Here is a 22,851-nt window from a genome sequence, read left to right on the forward strand (position 1 = left end):
GCAAAAATAAGGTTATTTTTTTAGAATCTTTTTAGTGAATTCTGTTTCTCCTTCTTTATATTTTAACAGATATATTCCGGAGGAAAGATGATTTAAAGGAATAACATATCCCGGAACCGATTTTTCAAGTTTGTAACGAAGTATTCTTCCTGCAGCATCAGTCAGTGAGATCACTGAAATTTTCTTATCGGTAATAATATTGATGTAATCCTGTGCAGGGTTCGGATAAATATGAGTGGAAACTGTATTCTGTTCCTTTATTCCGAGACTATGAAAAGCCACAGATTTCGTTTTTGTTGAATTTTTATTGCAGGCATTGGTTATCAGGCTTACCTGATAATTTCCTGTGGAAGTATAGGTATGCTGAGGGTTTTCCAATGCTGAGGTTGTTCCGTCCCCGAAATTCCAGAGAAAAGATGTTGCATTCTGCGTTTGGTTGGTAAACTGTACGGTATTTCCGGATATCTGATAGGTAAACCGTGTAGGAACATCATTGGCACTGACAAACCAGGTATTCAGTCCATTGAAAGCTACATTTTTTACAACACTTTTTATCGCCTGCGATTCCGTAGTGGTGAGGTTTCCATTAAAAGAGGCGAGCTCGGGGTCTTTCTTAAATATCAGGGTATAGAAAGTATAGGCAGCTGCCATAGAGCCTAAATAGCTTGGATGTGACCCGTCTGAAGAATAAAGTTCCATTTCAGGATACTGCTGTCTGATCATTCTCCATACTTTCCCAACGGGAGATACAAGGCTTTCATTAAGACTGGCCATTTCTGTATATCGGGCAGAGATCAGGTCATCCATTCCCTCATAGGTACATGAGGCTGTATTGCCATTGGCACAGTTGGTTGCATCTCCGTTTTTATAGCCCCATGTCATAAAAAATAAGGGATTTCCGCAGGCGTTGGCGTTTTTTATCTGTTCTGCAAGCTGCTTTGCATAAGGAAACATTTCATTCTGTACATAGGAGTTCGGAAAAGACGGGATCTGGCTTTGCTCCTGTAAGACCACATAATCCCAGTTTCCCTGATTGATTACTGAGGCAACGGCCGGATTCTCCGAATGCTGTTTCAGTCGGGCCCCGCCTATTGTGTGGCTTTCATAAGCCAATTGATCTCCGGAAGAGGCTGCAATAAGTTTTACCAGCTCCGGCAGATTATTGGTGTAAGTATAGCTGTTTCCCACAAAGAAAACCCTTTTTACAGTTTGGCTGAGGGTGAACGAAAATAAAATTAAAAATAGAAAGAGTAGAGTTTTTTTCATATATTTAGTTTAGAGTGAATATTGCAAATATAGCTGTTGTTATAAATATAATGCAGTGAATAAAACATTTATTTATGAAATTGATAAAAGATTTTAATATAAAGCTGGAAAATCCGGAGACTAAAACATTTCTGGCCGATGCTTTCTATTCTGAAACGGGTGCAAAACTACCTCTCGTCATTTTTGTTCATGGTTATAAGGGCTATAAAGACTGGGGAGCGTGGACTCTTATGGCTGAAAATTTCGCGGAAGCCGGTTTTTTCTTTGTGAAATTTAATTTTTCCCACAACGGAACAACGGTAAATGATCCTCATAACTTCGCTGATCTGGAAGCCTTCGGAAATAATAATTATTCCAGGGAGCTTTCTGATTTAGGAGTGGTTATTGATTATTTCAGCCATCATCCTAAAGTTGATGACCAGAAAATTATCCTGATCGGTCACAGCAGGGGAGGTGGGGTTTCTATTGTGAAAACCTGTGAGGATGAAAGAATCAACGGATTGATTACGCTTGCCAGTGTAGATACCCTGGAACGCTTCCCAACAGACAATGCTCTTGAAAGCTGGAAGGAAAACGGAGTATATTATGTTCTGAACGGGCGTACCAAACAGGAAATGCCTCATTACTACCAGTTTTATGAAGATTTTGAAAAGAATATCCACCGTTTTGATGTGGAAAGAGCGGCTGAAATGGCAAAAGCCTACGTCCTGATTATTCATGGAACCCATGATGAAAGTGTGAGCGTAAAGAATGCTGAGCATCTTCATATTCTCAATCCTAATTCTGAACTCTTTTTAGTGGAAAATGCAGATCATACCTTCGGATCAAAAGAACCCTGGACGGAAAGCAGACTTCCGCAACACCTGAACACCGTAACAGAAAAATGTATTGAATTTATTCAGAAAAATATAAAATAAAACCTATCTGGAACAAAGTTTGAAGCGATAGGCTTAAAAATAATCATCACCTATTAAAAGTAATTATGAAAAAACTGATGGTATGCGCTGCTGCATTTTCATTGCTGGCTGCTGTTTCATGTAAAAAAGAAATCCCTAAAACTGCCCCTGCTGAAACCGTTAAAGAAGTTGTACTGGCACAAAATATTCTGACAAAGAATGTAGGTAAATATCCCACTGATATTAAGCTCTTTGAAGATAAAGAATTAACAGACAGACTTAAAAAGCTTATGGGAGCAGATTATGATGAAATGGTTAAAAATTTCAATGTGGTAAGTCCTATTAAAGTGGAAAATGAAGTATACAGGGCAAACGGATGTATGCAGCATAATTGTCCGGGATATTACGCATTCATTTATTTTGATGCTAAAAACGATAACCTGAATGTCCTGATAGACAGAGACGGAAAAGTGAAAGAATATGCTGAAAAAGGAAAAATAGAAGTCAGTGAAGAGCTGAAAACAAGGTAATAAGTTCTATTTTTTGATAAAAAAGGAGTGAAAGTTCATTTTCACTCCTTTTTCATATTTTAATTTATCCTGATTATTTCATTAAGATTTTCCAGGCTTCTTCAATTCTGCTTTCTAATAGTAATTTTTGGGCATCAGTGTGGATATTTTCATCGGCATAAAAATCTCCGGCGGGTAATACTTCTGTATTGGCAAGCATTCCCAGGTCATTTCCTGTAAATACTTTGCTGTATTTGATGGCATCCGGCAGAAGATCAAAGCCGATTCCTTTGGTAACCAGAGGTTTCGGAACCTCAAAAAGGCTGTTTTCATTGCTTCTGGAATACCAGTTACTTCCTAATCTTGCTACCATATCCAGTTTTTCCTGATCCAGATTTCCTGCTTCATTCAGATATTCTTCCCTGATATGGATTTTCTGAACTTCACAGATCACCAGATTTCCTGCGCCACCCTGATCTCCCAGAGACTTTACTTCTAAAACTCTGCACTCAAAATTAACCGGGCATTCTTCAATCAGTTTGGGTTTCACCAGATCTGCATCTTTCATGGTCAGTCCGGATTTCACAAATTCATTAACGCCTGTTTCATATTCTGTTGAAGCTAAAGAGATTTGCTGTACAATGGGAAAATTAACGGTTCCAATTACTACTTCCGGAACTTCCAGAACATTTTCCAGGGTATGTTTCGTTGTATTGTCACGCACTCTTCTTGAAGGCGAGAAAATCAGTATCGGGGGAACCGTACTGAACATATTGAAAAAGCTGAATGGAGATAAATTGATGTTTCCGTTCTTATCTACCGTAGAGGCCAGCGCAATAGGACGTGGTGATACGGCCGTCTGCATAATGGTCTGCAGCTGAACGGAAGTTATTTCGGAGGGGATTACTGTTTTCATTTTTTTATTTTTTTAACACTTAAGAGTTATTTTAGTTATCTTTAATGCTGTTCATTAAGGTACACTTAAGGTTGAAAATCTACGATTTTCATTCTTTTGGAAGTTCTTTAAATACCTTTGATGCGAAAGATTCACATCCTTCATGATAAAGATTAGTACCATTGAAATTAACTAGTATAGCTCGTGGTATTTTTAAAAGATTCATATAATTTATTGTTTGTGCTCTATGGATCTGATGAATTTCAGCAACTGATTTTAATTCCAAAACAATTAATTATTCTATCAAAAAATCACATTTTAGCTTACAGTTGATACGAGTTCCATTATCATGTAACTTAAAAATACTAAAGTGTTTTAAAAAATTATGTGGTTGGAATAATTTTACCGCTTACTTCTCCAAATCCCACTCTCACACCATCTTTTTCAGCCCAGGCTTTCATTGTTACTGTATCATTATCCTCAATGAATTTTCTTTCTTCACCATTGCTTAATGATAAAGGGTTTTGCCCTCTCCAGGTTAATTCCAGCATAGAGCCGAAAGATTTAGGATCGCTTCCTGAAATGGTACCGCTGGCATACATATCACCAACTTCCACATTGCATCCGTTTACGGTGTGGTGAGCAAGCTGCTGGGTCATATTCCAGTACATATGTTTATAGTTACTCTCACAGATCAGGTTTTCCTCACCGTTTTCAGGCTGGATGTATACTTCAAGGTTGATGTCGTAATTTTTATCTCCTTCAAATTTCAGATAATCCAATACTTCAGGATCCTGTGCAGGAGAAGCGGTTCTGAATGGTTCTAAAGCCTCAAGAGTTACAACCCACGGAGAAATGGATGATCCGAAGTTTTTAGCAAGGAAAGGTCCCAGCGGAACATATTCCCATGACTGGATATCTCTTGCAGACCAGTCGTTGAAAATTACCATTCCGAAGATGGCGTCTTCAGCCTCTTTTGTGGAGATGCTTTCGCCCATCTCTGTATTTTTGCTGATAATGAAAGCCATTTCCAGTTCAAAATCAAGCTGTTTGCTTGGTCCGAAAACAGGTTTATCAGCATCGGCTGGTTTTGTCTGACCTTTTGGACGGTTGATTTCTGTTCCGGAAACTACGATGGAGGAAGCTCTTCCATGATAGCCTACCGGAAGGTGCTTCCAGTTAGGAAGAAGGGCGTTGGCAGGATCGCGGAACATTTTACCTACGTTGGTAGCGTGCTCGATGCTGCTGTAGAAGTCCGTATAATTCGGAATGTGTACAGGCATCATCATTTTTACTTTATCAAGGTCGTAGAAAGCATCTTCAATGGTTTTTTGATCCTTGGATAAAGCAGAACCTTCCTGCAGAAGCTCCTGGATTCTGATGCGGACTGCATTGGTAACCGGTTTTCCCAGTTCAATAAATTCGTTCAGGGTATAGGCTTCAAATACATTATCGTCTAAGCCTTCTATATCTTCAAAATAACCCAGATCGTACAGGGTCGCAAGATCAATTACCTGATCTCCGATTCTGGTACAGCATCCAATATATTCTTTATTAAAAACAGTTACTCCAAAGGGAATATTGTGTATGGAAAAGTCCGAATTCGGGGAATATTCTACAAATGATTTCATAAGTTTGGATTTAAATTAAAGGATAGGAAAATAAGAGCATTGTTTTATGTTCCTGCCGGTGAGGGAAGTTTATTTCTTCTTTTTAGAATAGGATTCTTCATCAATCCAGCGGTCTTTGGTGTTGACATCAATAAGATACAGAATATCTTTTTGTTTAGTCAGCAGCAGGGTTTTGGTGACCGGAATCGGGACTTTTGTATTTTCAAGCATGTCTGCTCTTAAGGAAACAATGTTCTTTTTCCTTACGATATCGCCGGTAAAAACATTGGAACTGCTTTCTCCGGTAGCTTTATCATCAAAAACTTCTACATAGGTAGCCTGATTTCCTTTGATAATGATGAAGTCTCTTTCCGTATGGTCTGCTGCATCCTTAATGAAAACAAATTTCTTGTTATCAATGTTTACATTTTCAAGATGCTGGTTGATACCTTTTCTTTCTTCAAGTCTGTTGAGGATTTCATTGATGGTTCCATATTGAGCTTTAAGCCCTAATGTTCCCAGTAATAAAACTCCGATTAAAAGTTTCTTCATGTACTGTGTTTTATAAAAAAGTTTTGCCAGAACTCTTCATCCTGACAAAACTTTATAATGATATTGTTAAATTAAAGATTACCTCTTCTTTCCTGTTCTCTTTCCAGCGCTTCGAATAATGCCTTGAAGTTTCCGGCGCCAAAACTCTGTGCACCGTGTCTTTCAATAATTTCGAAGAACAGGGTAGGGCGGTCTTCTACAGGCTTCGTAAAGATCTGAAGCAGGTACCCTTCTTCATCATGGTCAATAAGGATGCCAAGTTCCTGTAATTTTTTAAGATCTTCATCAATATGACCTACTCTTTCAGGAACCATATCGTAATATGCTTCCGGTGGAGCAGAAAGGAACTCTACACCCCGTTTTTTTAATTCGGTTACTGTATGGATGATATCTTTTGTAGCAACAGCAATGTGCTGTACGCCTTCTCCTTCATAAAAATCAAGATATTCTTCTACCTGAGATTTCTTTTTACCTTCTGCAGGCTCGTTGATCGGGAATTTAGCATATCCGTTTCCGTTGGACATTACTTTAGACATTAATGCAGAATATTCTGTGTTGATCTGCTTATCATCAAAAGAAAGGATGTTTACAAATCCCATTACTTTTTCGTACCATTCTACGGTAGGGATCATTCTGTTCCAGTCTACGTTTCCTACGCAGTGGTCTACATACAGTAAACCTGCTTCTTCAGGTTTATAATCACTTTCCCATTTTTCGTATCCCGGCATGAAGGCACCGTTATAATTTTTTCTTTCTACAAACATGTGAACGGTTTCTCCGTAGGTATAAATTCCGGACATTCTTACTTCACCATGCTCATCGTTTAGCGTTACAGGCTCCAGATATGGTTTTCCGCCTCTTTTAGTAGTTTCTTCGAAGGCTGCATAAGCGTCGTCTACCCAAAGTGCCAAAATTTTTACTCCGTCACCATGTTTTTTTACATGTTCATTAATCGGGGAATCAGATTTAAGACCGGTAGTCAGTACCAATCTTATTTTTCCCTGTTGAAGAACATAAGAAGCACGGTCTCTTACTCCTGTTTCAGGACCTGCATATGCTACAGACTGAAAACCGAAAGCGGTTTTATAATAATGGGCAGCCTGTTTCGCATTCCCTACATAAAACTCAATGTAATCTGTACCGTTAATCGGCAGAAAATTCTCAGCTTGAGCAATTTTTTCGGCAAATGTAAGTGTTGACATATTTTCTTTTTACTTTTATTTTAATGGTATGCAAATTACAAAATTCTGAGTAATAGGGAAAATATTAATAAGCAATCCTTGGATTTACTTAACATAAAGTTAAAGAAAAGTTCATTTAAGTATATTTAAGTTTCTTATTCTGAAGTTGGGATATGTACATTTGTATTCACAAAAAACAAGTGGAAAAAAAATGTTTCGAAACACGAAAGCCGTAGAACTTCTACAGCTTTCGTCATTTATAAGAGTTCTACTTTTCTGTTGAGCCTTCCGGCATCGGGATTGTAATTGTCCCAGATCTTCCAGACATTGTCTATTTTACGGATAAAATAGATCTGGGTATTCAGCTGGTTTACAAAATGTTCTTCTCCTGTTTCACCTGCTTTGAAAAGCAGATTCCAGAATTCCTGGGATTCAAGGATTTTTTTATCCGGTTCATCAGTCACCAGATGAATATCAAAGACCTCATAATTAGACCGGTTGTTTTTGGTAACCAGCTGAAAGTCTCTTTCACAAAGTTCTTTACTGAACTGTGAGGTTCTCTCTAAAAAAGGGGATCCGTCAAATACAAGTTCCTTGAAAAGTTCGGGCTTATGAGCCGGGAAGTGTTTGTAAAATTCAAAGGTGGCGGCACAGTAATCATATACCAGCTGGGTAATAAATTCCTGGCTTCCGCTCTCTTTTTTTTCATGATTCCTTTTTTTTACCGATAAAGTATAGTCGTTGAGATCTCTGTATCCCAGAAAAATACATATTTTATCGAGAGTTTTCAGAAACCTCAGATCACTGTGGGTTTTATCCTTATAATCATTTTCAAAAAAGCGTTGCAGGGTAACGTGCGAAATTGTGTTTCCTATTTCAAATTTTTTTCCTCCTTTGAGTTCCTCCGCTTCAGATAGTTCTTCTTTAATGATTTCGGAAAGGATGATATAATGGCTTCTCTTCCATTCACTCACATTCCCCAAAACAGAATCCCTGACTTTTGAATGCTTTACAACTTCTTCTCTTATCGAATTATATATCGTTTTCAATTTCCTTGGTTTTGAAAGGATTTCATCAAAAATACTGCCAAATGTTAAAGTTTTTTGATGTGTGTTTAATTGGTATCTGAAAAATTTCTCTGCTTAGGGAACAAAAAATAGCAGGGCAAAGAAATCTTTCAGAATTGTTGTTGCTATTTAAATCTCTCATAAGCAGCCTTTTCCAGCATTTCTCTATCGTCCGGATGGGCAATGCTGATAAGTTCCTGGGCTCTCTGACGCAGGTTTTTACCATACAGATAAGCTGTTCCATATTCGGTCACTACATAGTGAATGTGCCCTCTTGTGGTGACTACTCCGGCCCCCTGTTTAAGAAAAGGAACAATCCTTGAAATTCCTTTCTTGGTTCTTGAGGTAATGGCGATAATCGGTTTCCCGTCTTCACTTAAAGCAGCACCTCTCATAAAGTCCATTTGTCCTCCAATTCCGCTGTACTGCATAGTTCCTATAGAATCTGCACAAACCTGCCCGGTAAGATCAATTTCAATGGCAGAATTAATGGCTACCATTTTTTTATTTCTCATAATATTGATCGGGAAGTTTACATCACTTACATCTCTGAATGCAAAAACGGTATTGTCATCTACATAATCATAGAGTTTTCTGGTTCCGAAGCAGAAGCTGGTAATGGTTTTATTATCGTTGTAACCTTTATATTTATTGTTGATCACATCGTTCTTAATGAGGTCAATTACACCGTCGCTCAGCATTTCTGTGTGAATTCCCAGGTCTTTATGGTTATTCAGACATTTCAGTACAGCATCAGGAATGGTTCCGATACCCATCTGAAGGGTGGATCTGTCTTCAATAAGCTCTGCAACATTTTTTCCTACCAGCATTTCCTCAGGGCCGACTTTGGATCCGTAATCTACGGTTGGAAGCTCTTCTTCATGCCATACAAGTTTGTGAATTCTGCTGATGTGGATCATGCCATCACCATGGGTTCTCGGCATTAAAGGATTAACGATGGCGACAATAATTTTGGCTGTATCTACTGCTGCTCTCGCCACATCTACAGAAGTTCCCAATGTACAGAATCCATGTTTATCGGGAGGTGAAACGGTTACCAGCGCCACATCCAGAGGCAAGATGTTTTTTCTGAACAGAATAGGAATTTCACTTAAGAAAACAGGAACAAAGTCTCCTCTGTCAGAATTTACCGCATCACGAACCGGAGTGGAAACAAATAATGAGTTAATGAAGAATTTGTCTTTATATTGAGGTTTGGCAATTTCCACATTTCCCTGCTGGGTAATGGAAACCATTTCTACATTTTCCAGACGGTTTGACTGTCTTGCGAGTTCGTCAATAAGATAATTCGGAGTACATGCGCTTCCGTGGAAAAATACGCGGTTTCCGCTTTTGATAGTATATATAGCTTCTTCTGCACTTATATAATTGTACATAATGAATTTTTTTATGAATGATTTTTTTATTCCTGGGAGCGGTCTTCCATGGTTTTGTCAGTTTCTTCCAGCCAGGAAGTTTTGTAGGAAGGATCTTCTACTTTTAAAGCTTCTTCGGTGATTTTCAACGGACGGAAAGGATCTACCATTACAGCATATTCCTCTGTGAATTTTTTACCGATGCTTCTTTCCATAGCGCCTGGGTGAGGCCCGTGAACAATGCCTCCCGGATGTAGGGTGAAGTCCATAAGATCAATATGGTTACGGCTCATGAAATCTCCTTCTGTATAGAAAAGAACTTCATCAGAGTCGATATTAGAGTGGTTGTAAGGAGCAGGGATTGCCAGTGGATGGTAATCATACATCCTTGCACAGAATGAGCAGACTACGAAATTATGTCCCTCAAAATTCTGGTGCACCGGAGGGGGCTGGTGAATTCTTCCGGTAATCGGCTCGAAGTTTTTGATATTGAATTTGTAAGGATAAAAATAGCCATCCCAACCCACAACGTCAAAAGGATGCGTTGCATAGATGAAATCCGTAATCTGGTTTTCCTTTTTTACTTTAATTAAAAATTCTCCCTTTTCATCTTTTGGTTCTTTAAAAACCGGGGCAATAATATCCCTTTCGCAGAAAGGAGAATGCTCCAGAAGCTGCCCGAATTCATTTCTGTATCTTTTAGGAGTATAAATAGGAGAGTGGCTTTCCAGTACAAAAAATACCGTATCATCAGACTGTAATTCTACTTGATAAATAGTCCCTCTCGGAATAATAAGATAATCACCTGTAACAAATTCAAGATCACCCACAAAAGTTTTCAGGATACCATTTCCCTGATGTACATACAGAAGTTCATCACATTCTGCGTTTTTGTAGAAATAATCCATGGATTTTCTCGGTTTGGCAAGCCCCATCTTCAGATCATTGTTCATCAGAAGGATTTTACGACTGTCCATGAAATCATCTTCCGGCGTTACATTCATCCCTTTGAACATTCTTGGAGCAACATTTTTCTCTACAGCAATCTTAGGGGTAACGTCTTTCGGTATTCCTATGGATTTGATCTGTGTAGGACGGTGGATATGATAAAGCAGTGAGGAAATTCCATGAAAACCTTCCGTGCCGAAAAGCTGTTCGTAATAGAACTTATCTTCCGGCGATTTAAATATGGTATGCCTTTTTTGTGGGATGCTTCCCGATTGATGATATCTCATTTTACTTTTATATGTCGTTTCTCAAATTTACTAATTTTTCGTGAATTGATTTCAACAACATTTATCATGGTGTTTTGTATTTCAAAAATAATTGTTAGATTTGTCTAACAATTTTAATTTCATGAAGCGAATATTATTTTCTTTTACTCTTTTATCTTCCTGCTGCTTTGCCCAGGAAACAGATAGTCTGGGTGTTTCTCAAAAGATGAAGGCAGATTCAGTGAAGGTTTCTCAGCTAAAAGTCAGAACCAGTAATATTGAAGATGTAGTAATCACCGGAACCATAAAACCGGTAAGCAGATCGAAAAGTCCGGTGGCAGTAGAAATCTACAGCCAGAAATTTTTTCAGAAAAACCCTACCCCAAGCATCTTTGAATCGATTGCAATGGTAAATGGGGTAAAACCTCAGCTGAACTGTTCCGTATGCAACACCGGAGACATTCATATCAATGGTCTGGAAGGACCGTATACCATGATCCTGATTGACGGAATGCCTATTGTAAGCTCCCTTTCCACGGTATATGGATTGAGTGGAATCCCGAACAGTCTTGTTGACAGGATTGAAGTGGTAAAAGGACCTGCATCCTCTATTTACGGTTCGGAAGCAATGGGAGGAGTAATCAATATCATTACGAAGAATGCTCTTACTGCTCCGAAATTAAGCGTTGACCTGATGACAACAACATGGAATGAAAATAATCTTGATCTGGCAGCTAAATTCAGTGCCGGGAAAAATGCTTCATCACTATTGAGTTTAAATTACTTCAGCTTTAAGGAAAAGATAGATCAGAACAGGGATAATTTTACCGATACGGCATTACAGAGCCGGATTTCAGTTTTTAATAAATGGAATTTCAGGAGAAAAGAAAACCGGCAGGCGAGTTTTGCCATGAGGTACCTCTATGAAGACCGTTTTGGAGGAGAAATGCAGTGGAACAGGGTTTACCGGGGAAGTGATAAAGTATATGGGGAAAGTATTTATACCAACCGCGCAGAGGTTTTCGGGCTGTACCAATGGCCGTTGAAAGAATATGTGGTTACCCAGTTTTCCTATAATTATCATGACCAGAACTCTTTTTACGGAGCAAATCCGTTTGATGCGCTTCAGAAAGTAGCATTTGCCCAGACTTATTGGAGTAAAAAGCTTACAACTCATGATCTGACGGCCGGATTTACTTTTAAAAGAACATTTTATGACGATAATACACCGGGAACCTTATCAGCGGATGGAATGACAAATGAACCAATGAAATCCCCGATCTGGGGCGCTTTCGTTCAGGATCAGTGGGAAATCAACGAGCATACATTGCTGCTGGGATACAGATTTGATTATGATAAAATTCATCACTCCGTTCACTCTCCGAGATTTGCCTGGAAATTTTCTCCGAATCCCTATCATACTTTACGTTTCAATTTCGGAACCGGTTTCAGGGTAGTGAATCTGTTTACGGAAGATCATGCGGCGCTCACGGGATCCCGGGAGGTTGTGATTCAATCTGATCTTAAACCGGAAAGATCCGTTAACGGGAATCTGAACTATATCTGGAAAATTCCTGTTGGAAACCGTCTTGTTCAGTTAGACGCTTCTGCTTTTTATACCTATTTCAGTAATAAGATCGTAGGGGATTTTGATACGGATCCTGATAAAATTATTTACGACAATCTTCATGGGTACGGAATTTCAAGAGGGGCTTCGATGAATGTTGATTTCAGTTTCAGATTTCCGCTGAGTGTAAATCTTGGGATAACGTATCTGGATGTTTATCAGAAATTTGATAATGGACAGAAATCCCAACAGCTGCATGCCCCGAAATGGAGCGGAACTTACAACCTGAGCTATAAGTTCAGGAATGATCTTACAGTAGATTTTACCGGACAGTTCTACGGACCGATGAGGCTGCCTGTACTTCCTGATGATTACCGCCCGGAGTATTCACCATTGTATTCTCTGGCCAATATCCAGATTTCCAAAAGTTTTAAATCAGGATTTGAAGTGTATGGTGGGGTTAAAAACCTGTTCAACTTTACTCCAAAAGATCCATTGATGCGTCCGTTTGATCCTTTTGATAAATATGTAGATGATCCGATGAACAATCCCAATCACTATACCTTTGACACAGCCTATGGCTATGCTCCGATGCAGCGGATCAGGGGATTCCTCGGAATAAAATATAATCTGAAATGAAAAACTTATTTTTATTTTTAATGTTTGTGCCCTGTTTTTATCTGTCTCAGATGAAGACAGGCACTTTTTCTGATCTGGAGGCGGGAATAGGAAAAGAGCCAAAGCCTATTATCATTCACCTGTACACGGACTGGTGTAGTGTCTGTAAGATTGAGAAATATCGTTTGAATAAGGATCCGGAAACGGTAAAGCTAATCAATGATAAATTTTACATGATTAATTTTGAAGCTGAAAAAACGAAAGAAAAGATAAAATTTCAGGGAAAGGAATTCAGCTATCTCTCCAACGGAAGTTCCGGAATTCATGAGCTGGCCCTGGCTTTATCGAAAAATAAGCAGCAGCCGGTGTATCCGTTGTGGATTTTTCTGGATAAAAATCAGAAAATGGTGTACTATCATGAAGGAGCCATGAATCCCGAGATCATGAAGCAGAAGCTATTGGAAATTTTGGTATCAGAAAATGTGAAGCTGTAAATATTGATTTGATATTTTTGCGGATTATACAGAGCCGGCAGATTTTTTACTTTGCATTTGTTTGTAAGAATATCCATTTTAAAAGCTATCCCATCGATTGCTTAATCTTCTCCCGGTGGATAATTCCCCAGTTCACTAAAGTTTCCGTTACCGGAAAAACAGATTTGCCATATTCAGTTACTGCATAAGTAACGGTTACCGGCTTGGTATCCTGCACTGTTCTGGTGATCAGAAGGTTGGTTTCCAGCTCCCTTAACTCTTTGCTCAGCATTTTGGCAGAAATACCTTCAATCCCGCGTTCCAGCTTTTTAAAGTGAATCTGCTGATCTGTTCTGTTTGTTAAATAACGCAGAATCATGAGTTTCCATTTTCCGCCTAAAACATCGAGGCTGTCGCGCATTGCAAATAATTCTTCCGTACAGGTAGCCTCTCTTTCCGTTCCGTTTTCTGTGATTTTTGCCATAATAGTTTCATTGAGGTAACTAGTTACCTGCTGTTAACTGATAGCAAATATAAACTATTCAGCTGGTACATTTGTGCATCAACCCAACCCAATGAAAGCAGTTATATTAAACAACAATTTTCAGCTTGAAGACGGTTATGCAGAAAAACCTGTTCCGAAAAGCCATGAAGTCCTGATCCGGATCAAAGCCAGCGGCTTCAATCCGATAGATTACCAGATGCTGGAAAACGAACTGGAAAGAAAGCTCATCAGTTCACCGATCTTAGGCCGCGAATTGTCAGGGATTATTGTAGCAAAAGGTACTGATGCTGTCCAGTTCAATATCGGAGACGAAGTTTACTGTGGCAGTGGCTCAATGGGGAGTAATGGTTCCTATGCCGAATATATTGCCGTACCTGAAGCCATTGTTTCCTTCAAGCCCCAAAACCTCAGCTTTGAGCAGGCTGCCTCAATTCCTTCAGTAGGCCTGACTTCGCTACAGATCTTTAAACGTTTAAACCCGGGTTATGACGACAGTATTCTTGTTACCGGAGCCGCAGGAGGGGTAGGATCATTTTTAATTAAGCTTTTAGTAGCTCATCATTATCAGAAGATCGTGGCTACCGTCGGAAATGTGGAAAACAGGCAGATGCTTTTGAAAATAGGATTAAAAGATCATCAGATCATTAACTATGAAGGGGCAAATCTTAAAGAAAACCTTTTGAAGGCGAATAATCATCAGCCTTTTGATATAGGAGTTGATCTCGTAGGAAGTCATATGTCTGAAATTACCGCGGACCTTTTAAAGCTTAACGGAATTTATACGGATGTTACGGCTCTTGTGACCAAAGATGCTCATGAAATCCTATTCAATAAAGGAGCCCTGATTATGAATATTTCCAATTACACCTACAGCATGACCAAAACTTATTCATACTATCAAAACGGACTGAATGAAATCGCAAGGATGATAGAAAACGGAAGTGTTACTCCTCCGAATACTAAAATTGTAGGTCCGCTTTCCCTGGAAACAGTGGTGGCAGCACATTCCATCTTAAAGAATAATCAGACCCGGGGACATAAACTTATCATGCAGCATTAAAGAAATGAATACAATACCAAGACGCATCGTAACAGGCATTAAAAACGGAAAATCGGTCATCATAGAAGACCGGAGATCAGAAAATACGGTAGAACATTTACCGGGGCTCATTATTTCAGATCTCTGGAATACCCAATCAATGCCCGCTTCGCTGGAATCTGAGCAGCCAATTCCCAATACAGGATTTCCACAAACCCCGAGAAACGGGACTTATTTCAGGTATGTGGTTATTCCGCCGGATAAAGATTTAGGTACAGAATGGAAACCGGGCGAACCTCATCCCCTGATGCATCAGACCCAAACTTTAGATTATATCATCATTCTTTCCGGAGAACTTTATCTTATCATGGAGGAAGGTGAAACTTTGCTTAAACCCGGAGATATTGTGATCCAGAGGGGCACCAGCCATGCATGGAGCAACCGGTCCGGCCAGCCGTGTATTCAGTTAGCCGTTCTGATTGATGCGGAAGATTAATATTTCCCAAAGATTGCACAGATCTCCCAGAAAAAGATTTGGGAGCTGGATTTATGCAGATTCTTAAAATCAAAATTGTAAAAATCTGCCGCACCTGTATAATCTTCAGGCGAATATCAAATCAAAATACGGAATTACTTCAGGAGCACGGCAATAATGGCTAGGATGGCAGGGAGGGCCTGTACAAAGAATATTTTCTTCGTGGCAGAAACAGCGCCATAGATTCCTGCTACAGCTACACATCCCAAAAAGAATAAGGAGATATTGGTCTGCCATTTCGGGTCTTCTATGAAAAAAGACCAGATCAGCCCTGCGGCAAGAAAGCCGTTATAAAGCCCCTGATTGGCGGCTAATCCTTTGGTGGGTCTGAACATTTCCGGAGGCAGGGCAGCTTTAAAAACCTCTTTTCCTTTGGTTTCCCAGGCGAACATTTCCATCCACAGGATATAAATATGTTCTAAGGTAACTACAGCAATAAGAATTTTAGCAACGAGTTCCATGATTTTATATTTTGTCATTGTAAAACTAAAAAAATAAAGTTAAGTTTGGTTACTCAATTGCAAAGATGGACACTTTTAAAGCACACTTAAACAAATTTATTACGATTACAGATCAGGAATATGATTCTGTATTTTCTTTTTTTCAGGTGCTCGAAGTAAAGAAAAAGCAAACCTTGATGCTTAACGGAGAAATTTGCAGATTTATGTATTTTGTGGCGGAAGGGTGTTTACGAAAATTCTTCATCAATGAGAAAGGAGCAGAGCAGACCACGGAATTTGCAATAGAAAACTGGTGGATTACCGATACTTTTGCTTATGAAAGACAGATTCTGTCGGATTTCTCCATTCAGGCCGTGGAACGTTCTACAATTCTGGTCATTGATCTCAGGCAACAGGAACTTCTGCTTCAGAAACATCCGGTGATGGAACGCTATTTCAGAATGATCTACCAGAGAGCTTATGCCGCTTCGGAGAGAAGGATCCGTTATCTTTATGAAATGTCCAGGGAAGAACTTTATCTTCATTTCAGTACACTTTATCCATGGTTTATTCAAAGGATTCCTCAGTATCTGATTGCTTCTTTTTTAAATCTTACACCGGAATATCTGAGCGAAATCAGGGCAAAATTGCGTTCTTAAACCAGTTTAAGATTTTTACGGATTATAAAGCGGAAATTTGTCATGTGATTAAAAACCAATACAATGACAGATCAGAAAAATCAGATTCCGCAATTGTTTTTAAGACTTGCCCTTTCAGTGACCATGCTTTCTGCGGTGGCTGACAGGTTCGGATTCTGGGGCAAAAATTCAGCGTGGGGAAACTGGAGCAACTTCGAAAAATATACCCAAAAACTTACCTTTTTTCTTCCTGAGTCATTAAGTACTGCTTCTGCGTATGCCGCCACTACATTGGAAATGCTTTTTCCGGTGATGCTGATCCTGGGATGGAAAACCCGTATTGCTGCTTACGGATCAGGTTTTCTGCTGTTGGTTTTTGCGTTGTCAATGATCATGGCGCTCGGACCTAAAGCTCCGCTTGACTTTTCGGTCTGGGTAGGCTCTGCCGGTGCTTTTTTACTGGCTGTACAGCCCGGATATTTCTTTAGTATAGATCATTTAACCCAAAAATAAAATTATGAGTACAAGAATTAATATTGCAGCGGTAGACGCAGCAGCGTACAAAGCGATGTTAGGATTAGAAGGATATCTTCAGAACATTTCGCTGAACCATATCCAGAAAGAATTAATCAAAATCAGGGCTTCACAGATCAACGGATGTGCTTTCTGCCTTGATATGCATGCCAAAGATGCCATTAAATACGGAGAAAACCCTCAAAGGATTTTTATTCTTGAAGGATGGAGAGAAGCAAAAGATTTTTTTACTGAAGAAGAGCAGGTATTGCTGGCTATGACTGAGGAGATTACACTTATCAGCCATAAAGGTCTGACTGAAGAAACATTTCAGAAAGCTAAACAGTATTTTGATGATGCCCAGATTGCCCAGATTATTATGGCGATTGTAACGATCAACGGGTGGAACAGAATTGCCGTGAGTACGCATATGCAGATCCCGAAATAGTATTTATACCAAAAATAGCCTTTTAATTTTGAAAGGCTATTTTGGTATAGAAGGGAAGAGGGGAGCGGGAAGTTCTTGCAGTGTGTATAGAAATTGCAGTATTTTTTATAGAAATTGAATTTTTAACAACTAAAGTTAGAATGGCTATATATTGTTTATAGTCCAATCGTACCTCCATCTTCCTGCTTCCATCTTCCTTTCTCCTTATATCTCATTCAGTGCAGAATTGATAAAACTCAACTCTTCCTGAGAAAGTTCAATAGCCATTGCTCTGGCGTTTTCTATAGCCTGCTGCGCATTTCTTGCTCCGGCCAGAACAACAGTGATGGCTGGTTGTAATGAAGTCCAACGTAGTACAAGCTGAGAAAGGGTAGCTTCTTTTTCCTGGGCAATAGGCTCAATTTTGTCAAGGAAAGCTTTTACTTTATTCAGGTCAAATTGTGAGAAGTAACCGTTTCTATGGTCATTTTCTTTTAATTTATTTTCCCTGAAGTATTTCCCGGTAAGAAGACCTCTTTCCATTGGACTGTAAACGATAATTCCCGAATTGTTTTCTAAAGAATAGGGCACAAGATCGCTTTCAATGGTACGGTTCAGCATACTGTAGGCTACCTGGTTGCTTGCCAGATGAAGAGTTCTGTTAGCTTCCTGCATCTGTGCAACAGAATAGTTACTCACTCCTGCTGCGCGTATTTTTCCCTGCTGAATTAACAATTCCATAGCCTCCATTGTTTCACTGATCGGAGTGGTGCTATCTGGCCAGTGGAGCTGAAGTAGGTCGATATAATCTGTTCCCAGTCTCTTTAAGCTTTCTTCCACCTCTTTAATGACATTGGCTTTAGAAGCATATTTGTAAACGGGAATTGTTGTTCCGTTTTCTTCAGCATCAAAGAAGAATTCTCCTTTTCCGTTATTGCTTCCATCCCACACCAATCCGAACTTTGTTAACAGTTGGATCTTTGAGCGGTCTTTGCCTTTAATGGCTTCTCCGATCATTTCCTCACTAAGCCCGAAACCATAGAAAGGAGCGGTATCAATAGAGGTTACTCCGTGGTCCAGCGAGGCGTGGATTGAGTTGATAGAATCCTGCTTTTCATTTCCTCCCCACATATTTCCTCCGATGGCAAAGGCTCCGTGGGTGATTACTGATAATTCAAGTTCTGTATTTCCTAATGTTCTGTATTCCATTTTTGTTTTAAAATTTGTTGAAAAACAACCACAAAATCTGAAAGCTGATTTCTCTTTTCCTTCGTTCTTCCGGCTTAAACATTACTATTTTTATGGTTGATATTGAGGTATTGTTTGTTATTTGCTGAGCTCTTTTAAAATAGCTTCCCCCACACTTTTTGCAGACTGCGGGTTCTGCCCTGTGATTACTCTCCGGTCTGTAACCGTATGATTCTGCCAGAGTCCTGATTTTTCAAACCGGGCTCCTCTTTCTTTTAATTTATTTTCCAGAAGAAAAGGAACAACATCCGTTAATTTTACTTCAGCCTCTTCTTCATTGGTAAAAGCATTGATCTTTTTACCGTTTACCAGATACTGGCCGTTGCTGAGTTTAATATTAACAAGGCCGGCAGGGCCGTGGCATACACCCGCTACAATGCCTCCGTTTTCATAGATCTTTGAAGCGATGGCCGCCAGTTCTGTATTATCTGCAAAATCCCACATGGCACCGTGTCCTCCTGCATAAAAGATGGTTGAATAATCTTTAGGATTAACCTGTGCCGGAGTTAAAGAATGATCAATCTTGTTTTTGTATTCTTTGTTTTCCCAGAACTCTTTGTTAACAGGATCCTTTAAATCAAATCCGTCTACAGGAGGAGTTCCGCCTTTCGGACTTACAAAATCTATTTCATAGCCGGCTTTATGAAGAACTTCCCATGGATGGGATACTTCACCCAGGTAATATCCTGTATTCTCTCCGGTATTTCCTTTTTTGTCGTGGCTGGTAACCACGAATAAAATTTTCTTTTTCATAGGTTTAAATTTTTGATGCTGAGCCTGAACAATTCCTATTGTAAGAAGGCTTAAAAATAAAAGGGCCAGTTTTTTCATTGAATTAAAGAATATGGGTGATGTAGATCTGAGGTTTTTCCTGTAGTTTTTCATCCACAATGGCTCCGAAAGCCTGGATATAAGGCTGCTGGTTGTGTTGGGCAAGTCCTTCTTCATTTTTCCAGATCTCATAAAATACAAACTGGTTCCTGTCTTCAATACCCTGATGAAGGCTGTATAATTCGTTGGCTTCTTCTTTTCTGGTTTCTGTTACCATAGTCTGAAGAACTTCCAGCACTTCTGCCTGATGCTCTTCTTTGGACTTGATTATTGCTGTAAGGTAAATTTTCATTAGACTAGCTGTGGTTTTAATTCCTGTTCAAAAATATGTTTAAGATGTTCTCTGTAAAGTTTCATGTCGCGTTCTATATTGGCATTTTTTTCTACATCATGGAAGTGGAAACTTTCCATTTTCTCCAGAGAAACGAAAGCATTCATTCTGTGGAAGCCAAATAACGGACCGTCATCCACGCTGGTTTCATTAAAAAATTCTCCCGGAAGTGTAAATGCTGTAGCCGGGGCATTCCAGCTTGTGGTGACCATGTATTTTCTTCCACCCAGCATTCCGCCGGTTCCGTAGTTGATTTCCGGGTTTTCTGCATTTCTTCCGTCATTCATATAAATTCCTTTGGCGTGACCTGCCGTGAAGACATCGTCAATATATTTTTTCAATCCGTTCGGAAGCTGGAACCACCAGATAGGAGTGTGGTAAATGATATAGTCTGCCCATACAAATTTTTTCACTTCTTCATCCTTATCATAACCTTCTGCCAAATTGGTGATCTTTATTTCTGTATTTTCAAATTCTCTTAATACTTCCATAGTGTTTTCTGCAATGGTATGATTATATTTTCCTCCGGAATGTCCGAAATTCTGTCCTCCGTTGATGATTAATACTTTTTTCATTTTTTATGATTGTTAAATTTTCTGATGCAAAGTTAGGTTGGGGTTTTGTATAATAAAAATAATATGAATTATAGATAAGTATTAGAAAAATTATAGATAAGAAAGTGGAGATGAGAGACGGATAGATGAGAGACACGGGATGGTTGTCAATAGTAAATGGTTAGTTTTGCTTTGCAAGTGAATGGTGAAGGATAAGTTTGATTGTACAGTAAGCAGCCTGCAATCTGATCCCTTACTATACTGAATAATATGTATAAAAATCATACTCTTTCAAACTATTTGATCAGGCAGCTCATGTAAATTTGTCAGATCAATTGAATGAATATGATACAGATTGCGGTTTTTAGTGATGTGCATGGGAATCTTCCGGCATTGAATACTGTTTTGAAGGATATTGAAGAGAGAGGAATACAGAAAAAATTCTGTCTTGGAGATCTGGTAGATTTTGCCCCTTGGGGAAATGAAGTAATAGAGAAAATTAAAGACCTGAATATTCCCTGTTTAATGGGGAACCATGATGAAAGAATCGCTTTTGATATTCCTGTAGTCCCTTTATCTAAGCATTCACAGGAAGAAACGGAAGCAAGATATATTGCTATTGATCATTCTAAAAAGACTATCACGGAAGAAAATAAAAGATTTCTCTCGCAGCTGCCTTTTCATTTGAAACTGAATTATAAAACAGGCAAGAAGCATTGGAATATTCAGCTGGTCCATTCGAGTTTGAAAAGCAATGATACCTATCTGTATGAAGCTGAAAATGATGAGGTTTTTTCGGGTATGCTGGAAGATTCTCAATCTGATATTATCATTATGGGGCACACTCATTTATCATTCAAAAAACATCTGGATAACGGAAAATGGGCAGTCAATTGTGGTTCTGTAGGACGTTCCAAAGAAGAAAACAGATTAGCTTCCTATCTGGTTTTAACATTGGATGAAAATAAAATTATCCCAGAAATGGTAAAACTGGCTTACCCGCTTGAAGAAACAGCCCACCAGATCGAAGAAAGTGAGATTCCGGATTATTATGCAGCATTCCTGAGAAATCAAAATATATCAGTAATATAATTATTCCGTAACTTTGTATTATAATATTTATAATTAAAGTTATGGTCAATTTAGAATGGTACCGCACTTTTAAAGCTATTTATAAAACGGGAACCCTAACAGGGGCTGCTGAATCCCTTTTTATTTCACAGCCGGGCGTAAGTCTTCATTTAAGCTCCCTGGAAGCGTATGTAGGGTATAAATTATTTGACAGAACAGGCAGGAAAATGATTCCTACAGAAAGAGGCAAAGTTTTATTCAATGCTGTTTCAGAACCCCTTGCCAAGCTGGAAGATGTAGAAAAAAACTTCCAGAAATCTACAGAAAAATTAACGCCTACCATTAGTGTGGGCATGTGCTTTGAAACATTCCAGACGACATTGGAACAATATGTTTCTACACTACCTTTCAACCTGATTATCAGCTTTGGGGAATATCCTGAAATGCTGGAACAGCTTGATAAAGGAATTCTGGATCTCATCATTACCCCCAAAAAAGGAGTTTCCCCCAATATTGAACATGAAGCTTTTTCTTCAGAACAGATCATTCTGGTAGGAGGAAAAGATGTAGATACGGAAAGCTTTTTTGAAATAGCAACCACAAAAGGCCCCGAACATATTGAAGAATGGCTGAAACAGGAAAAATGGTATGGAACAACCGGAGATATGGAACATTTATTTCAGTTCTGGATCATGAATTTCGGGCATAAGCCGAATTTCCGTCCGAATTATATCGTTCCGAATTTAAATTCAATTATACGATGTCTGAAAGGAGGAACCGGACTGGCAGTTGTGCCTGATTTCCTATGCAAAAATGAAATTGACAACGGTGAGATAAAGCTGATCTGGGAAGGAGAAAAAAAACTGGAAAATACCCTGTATTTCGGATGCCGCAAAAAAACAAATTATCAGTCTGAAATAGATCATATCAAGGGTCTGTTCCGCCAGATGATGGGTAAGAAGGTAATGGCATAAACCCATAGATTATGAAAAGAATAACCGAAACTGAACGTCTTTTATTGAGAGAATTAACGCCTGAGGACGCAGAAAATTTCTTTCAACTCAACCAGAATCCGAATGTTATAAGATATACAGGGGATTCATCATTTTCCAGTGTAGAAGAAGCACAGCGTTTTTTAGAGAACTATAAAGATTATGAAGTGAGCGGCTATGGAAGGTGGGCGGTTATAGATAAAGAAAACCATACATTTCTTGGCTGGTGCGGTTTAAAATATCATAAGGAAACCCGTGAAACAGACATTGGATTCCGTTTTTTTGAAGAATACTGGAATAAAGGATATGCTTCTGAAAGCGCAGCCGCCTGTCTGAATTATGGATTTGAAAAATTAAATCTTCAGAAAATCATAGGACGGGCAATGGCTGTAAATACCGCTTCTGTAAAGGTACTTCAAAAAATAGGAATGAACCTTGAGCGTGAATTTGATTTTGAAGGGAATAAAGGGATTATCTATACTATTGAAAACAGTTAGGAACAG

27 protein-coding genes are annotated in these 22,851 nt (G+C 39.0%); 12 read left to right on the plus strand and 15 right to left on the minus strand.

From position 1 onward, the window contains the following. Positions 1 to 12 precede the first annotated feature (12 nt). Positions 13 to 1,266 carry a DUF4886 domain-containing protein gene (locus tag AOB46_RS15885; RefSeq protein WP_062701148.1) on the minus strand — a complete coding sequence of 418 codons (1,254 nt, stop codon included), beginning with the start codon at positions 1,264 to 1,266 and terminating at the stop codon, positions 13 to 15. Positions 1,267 to 1,340: 74 nt separating this feature from the next. On the opposite strand from AOB46_RS15885, the gene AOB46_RS15890 reads away from it, so the two are divergent. Beyond that, positions 1,341 to 2,183 carry an alpha/beta hydrolase family protein gene (locus AOB46_RS15890; protein WP_062701150.1) on the plus strand — a complete coding sequence of 281 codons (843 nt, stop codon included), beginning with the start codon at positions 1,341 to 1,343 and terminating at the stop codon, positions 2,181 to 2,183. Positions 2,184 to 2,248: 65 nt separating this feature from the next. Next, the gene (locus AOB46_RS15895) at positions 2,249 to 2,692 is read left to right on the plus strand and encodes a hypothetical protein (RefSeq protein ID WP_062701152.1); all 444 of its coding nucleotides are present in this window, start codon (positions 2,249 to 2,251) and stop codon (positions 2,690 to 2,692) included. A gap of 73 nt (positions 2,693 to 2,765) precedes the next feature. On the opposite strand, the gene AOB46_RS15900 is transcribed toward AOB46_RS15895, so the two are convergent. The 8 genes from AOB46_RS15900 to AOB46_RS15930 form a co-directional block, all read right to left on the minus strand. Then, positions 2,766 to 3,587 (minus strand): flavin reductase family protein, encoded by an 822-nt coding sequence (locus AOB46_RS15900; RefSeq protein WP_062701154.1) that lies wholly within the window; start codon positions 3,585 to 3,587, stop codon positions 2,766 to 2,768. Between the two features lie 88 nt (positions 3,588 to 3,675). After that, the gene (locus tag AOB46_RS24105) at positions 3,676 to 3,852 is read right to left on the minus strand and encodes a GxxExxY protein (protein ID WP_157845075.1); all 177 of its coding nucleotides are present in this window, start codon (positions 3,850 to 3,852) and stop codon (positions 3,676 to 3,678) included. 97 nt (positions 3,853 to 3,949) lie between these two features. After that, positions 3,950 to 5,197 carry a fumarylacetoacetase gene (fahA, locus tag AOB46_RS15905; RefSeq protein ID WP_062701155.1) on the minus strand — a complete coding sequence of 416 codons (1,248 nt, stop codon included), beginning with the start codon at positions 5,195 to 5,197 and terminating at the stop codon, positions 3,950 to 3,952. A gap of 69 nt (positions 5,198 to 5,266) precedes the next feature. Beyond that, positions 5,267 to 5,728 carry a hypothetical protein gene (locus tag AOB46_RS15910; RefSeq protein ID WP_062701156.1) on the minus strand — a complete coding sequence of 154 codons (462 nt, stop codon included), beginning with the start codon at positions 5,726 to 5,728 and terminating at the stop codon, positions 5,267 to 5,269. Positions 5,729 to 5,799: 71 nt separating this feature from the next. Then, a complete protein-coding gene (gene hppD, locus AOB46_RS15915) occupies positions 5,800 to 6,930 on the minus strand; it encodes a 4-hydroxyphenylpyruvate dioxygenase (protein ID WP_062701157.1) in 1,131 nt (376 codons plus the stop codon). Positions 6,931 to 7,166: 236 nt separating this feature from the next. Beyond that, on the minus strand, positions 7,167 to 7,958 hold the full coding sequence (locus AOB46_RS15920) for a hypothetical protein (protein ID WP_062701158.1): 792 nt from the start codon (positions 7,956 to 7,958) through the stop codon (positions 7,167 to 7,169). A gap of 143 nt (positions 7,959 to 8,101) precedes the next feature. Continuing rightward, entirely contained in the window at positions 8,102 to 9,373 is a 1,272-nt protein-coding gene (locus AOB46_RS15925; protein WP_062701160.1) for an acetyl-CoA hydrolase/transferase family protein, read from the minus strand. A 26-nt stretch (positions 9,374 to 9,399) separates the two neighbouring features. Next, complete coding sequence (locus tag AOB46_RS15930) at positions 9,400 to 10,587, minus strand: homogentisate 1,2-dioxygenase (RefSeq protein ID WP_062701162.1); 1,188 nt, start codon at positions 10,585 to 10,587, stop codon at positions 9,400 to 9,402. A 121-nt stretch (positions 10,588 to 10,708) separates the two neighbouring features. Between AOB46_RS15930 and AOB46_RS15935 the strand changes: the two genes are divergently transcribed. Together AOB46_RS15935 and AOB46_RS15940 are read left to right on the plus strand one after the other, a co-directional pair. Next, positions 10,709 to 12,772, plus strand: coding sequence for a TonB-dependent receptor plug domain-containing protein (locus AOB46_RS15935; RefSeq protein ID WP_062701164.1), 2,064 nt, complete (start codon positions 10,709 to 10,711; stop codon positions 12,770 to 12,772). Next, positions 12,769 to 13,245 (plus strand): thioredoxin family protein, encoded by a 477-nt coding sequence (locus tag AOB46_RS15940; protein WP_062701165.1) that lies wholly within the window; start codon positions 12,769 to 12,771, stop codon positions 13,243 to 13,245. Before AOB46_RS15935 ends, AOB46_RS15940 begins: the two co-directional genes overlap by 4 nt. An 85-nt stretch (positions 13,246 to 13,330) precedes the next feature. On the opposite strand, the gene AOB46_RS15945 is transcribed toward AOB46_RS15940, so the two are convergent. Then, the gene (locus tag AOB46_RS15945) at positions 13,331 to 13,708 is read right to left on the minus strand and encodes a winged helix-turn-helix transcriptional regulator (protein WP_062701167.1); all 378 of its coding nucleotides are present in this window, start codon (positions 13,706 to 13,708) and stop codon (positions 13,331 to 13,333) included. Positions 13,709 to 13,799: 91 nt separating this feature from the next. On the opposite strand from AOB46_RS15945, the gene AOB46_RS15950 reads away from it, so the two are divergent. Both AOB46_RS15950 and AOB46_RS15955 read left to right on the plus strand, forming a co-directional pair. Then, complete coding sequence (locus AOB46_RS15950; RefSeq protein ID WP_062701169.1) at positions 13,800 to 14,789, plus strand: NADP-dependent oxidoreductase; 990 nt, start codon at positions 13,800 to 13,802, stop codon at positions 14,787 to 14,789. A gap of 4 nt (positions 14,790 to 14,793) precedes the next feature. Further along, complete coding sequence (locus AOB46_RS15955; protein WP_185113878.1) at positions 14,794 to 15,264, plus strand: cupin domain-containing protein; 471 nt, start codon at positions 14,794 to 14,796, stop codon at positions 15,262 to 15,264. Positions 15,265 to 15,398: 134 nt separating this feature from the next. On the opposite strand, the gene AOB46_RS15960 is transcribed toward AOB46_RS15955, so the two are convergent. Then, the gene (locus tag AOB46_RS15960; RefSeq protein WP_062701259.1) at positions 15,399 to 15,764 is read right to left on the minus strand and encodes a DUF1304 domain-containing protein; all 366 of its coding nucleotides are present in this window, start codon (positions 15,762 to 15,764) and stop codon (positions 15,399 to 15,401) included. 65 nt (positions 15,765 to 15,829) lie between these two features. Here AOB46_RS15960 and AOB46_RS15965 point away from each other — a divergent pair, with 65 nt between their 5' ends. The 3 genes from AOB46_RS15965 to AOB46_RS15975 all read left to right on the plus strand — a co-directional run bounded on the left by AOB46_RS15965 (position 15,830) and on the right by AOB46_RS15975 (position 17,342). Beyond that, the gene (locus AOB46_RS15965; RefSeq protein ID WP_062701172.1) at positions 15,830 to 16,402 is read left to right on the plus strand and encodes a Crp/Fnr family transcriptional regulator; all 573 of its coding nucleotides are present in this window, start codon (positions 15,830 to 15,832) and stop codon (positions 16,400 to 16,402) included. A gap of 63 nt (positions 16,403 to 16,465) precedes the next feature. Beyond that, positions 16,466 to 16,894: a DoxX family protein gene (locus AOB46_RS15970; RefSeq protein ID WP_062701176.1), complete on the plus strand. Its 429-nt coding sequence runs from the start codon at positions 16,466 to 16,468 to the stop codon at positions 16,892 to 16,894. A 4-nt stretch (positions 16,895 to 16,898) separates the two neighbouring features. Beyond that, positions 16,899 to 17,342 (plus strand): carboxymuconolactone decarboxylase family protein, encoded by a 444-nt coding sequence (locus AOB46_RS15975; RefSeq protein WP_062701183.1) that lies wholly within the window; start codon positions 16,899 to 16,901, stop codon positions 17,340 to 17,342. Between the two features lie 204 nt (positions 17,343 to 17,546). Here AOB46_RS15975 and AOB46_RS15980 read toward each other — a convergent pair whose 3' ends face one another. The 4 genes from AOB46_RS15980 to AOB46_RS15995 all read right to left on the minus strand — a co-directional run bounded on the left by AOB46_RS15980 (position 17,547) and on the right by AOB46_RS15995 (position 20,306). Then, on the minus strand, positions 17,547 to 18,530 hold the full coding sequence (locus AOB46_RS15980) for an aldo/keto reductase (RefSeq protein WP_062701185.1): 984 nt from the start codon (positions 18,528 to 18,530) through the stop codon (positions 17,547 to 17,549). A gap of 117 nt (positions 18,531 to 18,647) precedes the next feature. Beyond that, complete coding sequence (locus AOB46_RS15985) at positions 18,648 to 19,322, minus strand: type 1 glutamine amidotransferase domain-containing protein (protein ID WP_062701261.1); 675 nt, start codon at positions 19,320 to 19,322, stop codon at positions 18,648 to 18,650. An 82-nt stretch (positions 19,323 to 19,404) separates the two neighbouring features. Next, the gene (locus AOB46_RS15990) at positions 19,405 to 19,692 is read right to left on the minus strand and encodes a putative quinol monooxygenase (protein ID WP_062701186.1); all 288 of its coding nucleotides are present in this window, start codon (positions 19,690 to 19,692) and stop codon (positions 19,405 to 19,407) included. Further along, the gene (locus tag AOB46_RS15995; RefSeq protein WP_062701188.1) at positions 19,692 to 20,306 is read right to left on the minus strand and encodes an NAD(P)H-dependent oxidoreductase; all 615 of its coding nucleotides are present in this window, start codon (positions 20,304 to 20,306) and stop codon (positions 19,692 to 19,694) included. The genes AOB46_RS15990 and AOB46_RS15995 overlap by 1 nt, the downstream gene beginning before the upstream one ends. 324 nt (positions 20,307 to 20,630) lie before the next feature. On the opposite strand from AOB46_RS15995, the gene AOB46_RS16000 reads away from it, so the two are divergent. Genes AOB46_RS16000 through AOB46_RS16010 form a run of 3 tightly spaced genes read left to right on the plus strand, consistent with a single transcriptional unit; the run spans position 20,631 to position 22,845 of the window. Then, a complete protein-coding gene (locus tag AOB46_RS16000) occupies positions 20,631 to 21,377 on the plus strand; it encodes a metallophosphoesterase family protein (RefSeq protein WP_062701263.1) in 747 nt (248 codons plus the stop codon). 41 nt (positions 21,378 to 21,418) lie between these two features. After that, positions 21,419 to 22,330: a LysR family transcriptional regulator gene (locus AOB46_RS16005; protein WP_062701193.1), complete on the plus strand. Its 912-nt coding sequence runs from the start codon at positions 21,419 to 21,421 to the stop codon at positions 22,328 to 22,330. A gap of 11 nt (positions 22,331 to 22,341) precedes the next feature. Then, positions 22,342 to 22,845, plus strand: a complete 504-nt coding sequence (locus AOB46_RS16010) for a GNAT family N-acetyltransferase (RefSeq protein ID WP_062701194.1) — start codon at positions 22,342 to 22,344, stop codon at positions 22,843 to 22,845. Positions 22,846 to 22,851: the final 6 nt, after the last annotated feature.

The sequence above is a fragment of the Chryseobacterium indologenes genome, assembly GCF_001295265.1.
GTDB lineage: Bacteria > Bacteroidota > Bacteroidia > Flavobacteriales > Weeksellaceae > Chryseobacterium > Chryseobacterium indologenes_A.